This is a genomic window from Mesorhizobium sp. M1338, from assembly GCF_040318045.1.
In the GTDB taxonomy this organism is placed as follows: domain Bacteria; phylum Pseudomonadota; class Alphaproteobacteria; order Rhizobiales; family Rhizobiaceae; genus Mesorhizobium.
In genome coordinates, this window is record NZ_JAMYLL010000104.1 from 1 (window position 1) to 5,141 (window position 5,141).

The following is a 5,141-nucleotide window of genomic DNA, read 5'->3' on the forward strand; positions in this document are numbered from 1 at the left end:
CGCCAGACCAGGCGCCATTCGATCATCGCCTCGCTGCTCGGCATCCGCCACATCGTGCTGGCCGTCAACAAGATCGATCTCGTCGATTTCGACCAGGCGGTCTTCGACCGGATCGTTGAAGACTACCGGCAATTCTCGCGCGATCTCGGCTTCGAGACCATGGTGCCGATCCCGATGTCGGCCCGTTACGGCGATAATGTCAGCCGCCGCTCGGACAGCATGGAATGGTATTCCGGCCCGACGCTGATCGAGCATCTCGAAACCGTGTCGGTCGATGAGGCGGTGGTCGAACTGCCGTTCCGTTTTCCGGTCCAGTATGTCAATCGCCCCAATCTCGACTTCCGCGGCTTTGCCGGCACGATCGCCTCCGGCTCGGTTGCGTCAGGCGACGAGGTCGTTGTCGCCAAGTCCGGCAAATCCTCGCGCGTCAAGCGGATCGTCTCGTATGGCGGCGACCTTGCCCAGGCGGCTGCCGGCCAGGCCGTCACGCTGGTCCTTGACGACGAGGTCGAGATATCACGCGGCAACATGCTGGTTTCGCCTGCCGCACGGCCGCAGGTCGCAGACCAGTTCGCCGCCAACATCGTCTGGTTCGACGAACACGCGCTGCTGCCCGGCCGCTCCTACATCCTGCGCACCGAGACCGATCAGACCAGCGCCACCGTGACCGACCTGAAATACCGGATCAACGTCAACAACTTTGCCCATGAAGCGGCCAAGTCGCTCGACATGAACGAAGTCGGCATCTGCAACATCTCGACGCGGACGCCGATCGCCTTCGATCCCTTCGCCGAGAACCGCATCACCGGCGCCTTCATCCTGATCGACCGCATCTCCAACGCCACGGTCGGCGCCGGCATGATCCTGCACTCGTTGCGCCGCGCCGAAAACATCCATTGGCAATCGCTCGATGTCGGCAAACGCGTCCGCGCCGACATGAAGAACCAGCGGCCCGCCGTGTTCTGGTTCACCGGGCTGTCGGGCTCCGGCAAGTCGACCATCGCCAACCTGTTCGAAAAGAAGCTGTTCGCCACCGGCCGCCATACTTATATCCTGGATGGCGACAACGTCCGTCACGGTCTCAACCGCGATCTTGGTTTCACCGACGCCGATCGCGTCGAGAACATCCGCCGCGTCGCCGAAGTGGCGCGGCTGATGGCAGATGCCGGGTTGATCGTCATTGTGTCGTTCATTTCGCCGTTCAGCGCCGAGCGGCGCATGGCGCGCGAATTGATGGCCGACGGCGAGTTCATCGAGGTGTTTGTCGATACGCCGTTCGAGGAATGCGCCAGGCGTGATCCGAAGGGCCTCTATGCGCGCGCACTGAATGGCGAGATCAAGAATTTCACCGGCGTCGATTCCCCTTACGAAGCGCCGGAAAACCCGGAAATCCATCTCAAGACACTCGGCAAATCGGCCGAGGAGATGGTAGACGCCCTGGAACACTGGCTGAAGAAGCGCGACATTGCCGAAGACCAACACCACAGCGGCGGCATCTGACGAGGAACGGATGGTGAAATCTTTCGAGCGGCGGGCAGGCGCGAGGTGATGCGCGTTTTCCATGCCGGCTGCGCGGTCGACCGGAAATCAGATTCCTCGCCGGTGACCGAGGCGGACCGCGAGGGCGAAAAGATCATTCTCGCCGGACTGCGCGCCGCATTTCCCGGCCTTGCATCGAGCGGCCACATCCCAAAGCTCTGTCCTCTTGCGACCATCTTGATTGAAGTTAGGAATATGCTTCGGGCGGCTTAAGCGCGCCGGCAACAGCGTCAAATTTGGGATCACCCCGCGAGAGCTAACAGTTACCCGCGACCAGTTGATCAACAGAGCGGCCTAACCGACGCTCTAATCATCTCCTGTGCCGCTCTCGTCCTTCGGCGCTGGGCAACTTCACACCTTCTTCAACACGCGGGTGGCCAGCCTGGCCATCACCGCTGCCGGTCGTTGATCATGCTGGTATCCCTGCCCTATCCGCTGGCTCCGGCCGGCGGGTTTTTATTTCAGGGCGGATATGGGGGATAGGTGATGCGGTTGTTTGGCGGCCGTGGTCCAACTCTTCATAGCATCGGGTTTCTGGCTGTCGGCCGGATGCAACAAACCCCTCCGCCGCCCGTTGAGTCCGCTGGGTTAATCATAGATCATACTCGCCTGCTGCCCTGCGCCGGTCAGCTCTTTTGGACGCCATGCCATCGACCTCGATACGCAAGTTCGACTATGACCCGAACACCAGGGTACTCTCGGTCTGGTTTGTGGCAAGCGGGAAGCATTACGAGTTCTTGGACGTACCGCTTGAGAGCTTTACCGCGTTCAGATCTGCCTTCGCCAAAGGCCGTTATTTCAACGAGCACATCCGCAGTCACTTCCGGTACCGCCTTGTTGAGCAGGAGCCGGGCTAATGGCCTTGCTGTCTGCGGGCGTTGAAGGACTAGGAATCGAGCTCCAATGCCTCATGGCCGGGTTGCTCATGCCAGATGACCTGCCGCAGATCGCGTTTATCCACTGACTGGCCGCAAATCGGACAAGCGTAAAAATGCTCCTGCGCAGGTACTGGCTTGCCGTCATGCCGACGGCCCGTGATCGGCGGGCCAAGATGCGAAAGCTTTGTCATCGGTTGCCGAGCGCCTTGGCATCGCGCTCCAGCGTCTCACGGTCGTTGCGATGCTTTTTTATGAGTTCTCTAACCTCGGGAATCGTACGGCCAAATTTGCTGGCGAAATAGCCGACTTCATATTGCTCATCGCCAGACACCCGTTGGCGATCGCGAAAATCACGCTTGCTCTTGTCGTCTGCCATGGCCAATGCCTCCTGTTTTCACACAACAGGAGAGGACTGCCAAGGTTCCGCAACCAGCGTTATTCCCGAACTTTCACCCGCGGTGTCGATGACATGGCAGTGATGGCATCGATATCCACAGTGACAAGGCCACCACCATCGATACGAACGGTGACTTTTCCATCCTCTGCATCAACTCGCGTAGCAAACCCACTGATTTCGAGCTTCTGGCCCGCCTTGGCATTCCTCGGCGTGTCGATGGCAAGCGGGAAATTATATGAGGGAATGCTCACGCTCGACACGCCGTCATCCATCACTTTCAGGATGGTGGCCGATAGCGTGATCTCGTCGCCGACTCTCGGTGCTCGGGCCATTTTTTGTCGCTCGTTTCATCGCGGTAGTCATTGAAACATGCAACTTAGCTAAAATGTTCCGGAACCGATTGGAGGCTCGCAGCTTGAGTCGCGGCTTGGTGAGTCTTGTGCATGCGTTTGAGGTTTGTCGCGCCTTTGATGCCGACCCTGGTGGAGAAGCCTCCCGAGGGCGACGACTGGATTCACGAGATGAAGTTCGACGGCTACCGTTCGCAGCTCATCATCGATGAAGACGGTACCACGATCTACACGCGCAACGGCCACGATTGGACGGCGAAATATCGCGACCTGGTGACAGAGGCCAAGACACTCGGCGCCGAAAGCGCGATCGTCGACGGCGAAATCATCGTGCTAAACGAGGCGGGACTGTCGGACTTCGGCGAACTGCGCAAGGCAATCACCCGCCGACAGCATGACCTCTATTTCGTTGCCTTCGATCTGCTCCACCTCAACGGCCACGATCTGCGCGACATGGCGCTAGAGGAGCGCCGCGAGATCCTGGCCAGCATGATCGAACCTGACGGGCGCATTCAGTTCAGCGAGCCACTGCCGGGCGAGGCTGAGGCCATCTATCATCTGCTCGACCAGGCCGGCCTCGAGGGGATGGTGTCGAAGCGGCGCGACAGCATATACCGCAGCGGGCCATCCACAAACTGGCTGAAGGCGAAGTGCTATTCGGTCGATGAATACGAACTGATCGGGGTCGAGCGCGAGGTAGGCAAGCCGGCGTTTGCTTTGATGGCCGAGCGCGGCACATGGCGCTATGTCGGCTCAGCTTTCATCAATTCCAGCCGCGCTATTCGCGAGCGGCTGTGGAGGCGCGTACAGGAACACGCCGGGCCGGCGCCGAAGGGAATGAAACGACCGGCGACGCAATGGGTCAAACCAGGCATTATCGGCCGTGTAAAGCACTTACGTGGGGAGGAAGATTTGGGCACGCCTCGCTGCAGGATTTCAGGGAAGAATGAGCAAGCGCGGCAACGATTTTCTCCACCATTGGGTATTGGACCATTTGCCGGACGACCCGATCATCGACCCGGTGCTGCTGCTGATCGAGATGGCCGTGGACGCGAAGCAGGCGGCGCAGAGCCAAGGCATTCCCGGCCAAGAGATCGATGAAGAAATTGGCACGATATACAAATTCATCATGCAGGGCTTACGCTGACAGGAGCAGCCAAACAGCACGAAGCGGAACTTAACATCGCCGGGCAAATTGGTTCACCATGGACGCAGGACGAAATCCCGAACGACTGATGCCAAGCCCGCCGCCGAGATGGCAGTACCGCAAGGGCGTATTGCTACTGGCCGCTGCCTTGTTGCTTGCGCCGGGTGCGTTCGCGATCTGGTGGGCCATCTTTCGATGAGCACGCGCGGGGTCAACTTTCTCGACAGATGGATGGCAGAACATCTTCCAAACGCCATCACCGACGATCCCGTGGCCATCAGCGATCTTGCAGACGAGGCGATGAAGGCGGCCGACAGAGAAGGGATTCCCGCCGACGAGATCAACGAAGAAGTCTGGAGCGTGCTCGAGGTCATTTTCGATGCCATGCAGCATCGCACCGGCGGCTTGGCAGGCTGATGGAGCACAGCGATATAGGGGAAGGAAAAGCCGGCGGACGTCGTCTTGGGGAAGGCGTCGCCGGCAAGTGGCAGGCCGGTTTCGGGTGTGGGCGGGCAGCCTACCAATTCATCAGTGCCGGCACTATGATCTCAAGTGAGCAGCTTAGCTAGTGGTAAATTAGCGCGGTCCATCTGGTCTCAGATTGCCGGGACAAAGTGCCCGAGAGTTCCTCCCCGGCCATGCGGCTCGACACCCTTTTGACAGAGGGAATGCCAAATAGGCGCCGGGCCTGACCGACGAGCTGTCTGTGAACTAGCCCGCCGGTGATGCGCTGGTCGGTCACGCCCTACAGAGGGGCAAACTTATCGAGATGCAGGCGTATTCGCTGGCCTTCCGCGAAGGCTAGGGCGAGCGATTCCAGTTCGAATGAT

6 protein-coding genes and 1 pseudogene are annotated in these 5,141 nt (G+C 59.6%); 5 read left to right on the top strand and 2 right to left on the bottom strand.

Annotated features, from left to right (window positions below; genetic code table 11):
* A partial coding sequence (cysC, locus tag NKH19_RS32890; RefSeq protein ID WP_352983857.1) for an adenylyl-sulfate kinase occupies positions 1-1,500 on the top strand: 1,500 nt, incomplete at its 5' end.
* Positions 1,501-2,183: 683 nt separating this feature from the next.
* Positions 2,184-2,396 carry a KTSC domain-containing protein gene (locus NKH19_RS32895; RefSeq protein ID WP_352874072.1) on the top strand — a complete coding sequence of 71 codons (213 nt, stop codon included), beginning with the start codon at positions 2,184-2,186 and terminating at the stop codon, positions 2,394-2,396.
* A 208-nt stretch (positions 2,397-2,604) separates the two neighbouring features.
* Here the strand turns inward: NKH19_RS32895 and NKH19_RS32900 are convergent, their stop codons facing one another.
* Both NKH19_RS32900 and NKH19_RS32905 read right to left on the bottom strand, forming a co-directional pair.
* The gene (locus tag NKH19_RS32900; protein WP_352874071.1) at positions 2,605-2,793 is read right to left on the bottom strand and encodes a DUF3606 domain-containing protein; all 189 of its coding nucleotides are present in this window, start codon (positions 2,791-2,793) and stop codon (positions 2,605-2,607) included.
* 59 nt (positions 2,794-2,852) lie between these two features.
* Positions 2,853-3,146, bottom strand: a complete 294-nt coding sequence (locus tag NKH19_RS32905; RefSeq protein WP_352874069.1) for a hypothetical protein — start codon at positions 3,144-3,146, stop codon at positions 2,853-2,855.
* Between the two features lie 111 nt (positions 3,147-3,257).
* Between NKH19_RS32905 and NKH19_RS32910 the strand changes: the two are divergent.
* The 3 genes and pseudogenes from NKH19_RS32910 (at position 3,258) to NKH19_RS32920 (ending at position 4,728) form a co-directional block, all read left to right on the top strand.
* Positions 3,258-4,114 (top strand): annotated as a pseudogene (locus NKH19_RS32910) (ATP-dependent DNA ligase).
* Positions 4,111-4,311 carry a hypothetical protein gene (locus tag NKH19_RS32915; RefSeq protein ID WP_352874067.1) on the top strand — a complete coding sequence of 67 codons (201 nt, stop codon included), beginning with the start codon at positions 4,111-4,113 and terminating at the stop codon, positions 4,309-4,311. The pseudogene NKH19_RS32910 and the gene NKH19_RS32915 overlap by 4 nt, the downstream one beginning before the upstream one ends.
* 195 nt (positions 4,312-4,506) lie before the next feature.
* Positions 4,507-4,728, top strand: coding sequence for a hypothetical protein (locus tag NKH19_RS32920; RefSeq protein ID WP_352973207.1), 222 nt, complete (start codon positions 4,507-4,509; stop codon positions 4,726-4,728).
* Positions 4,729-5,141: the final 413 nt, after the last annotated feature.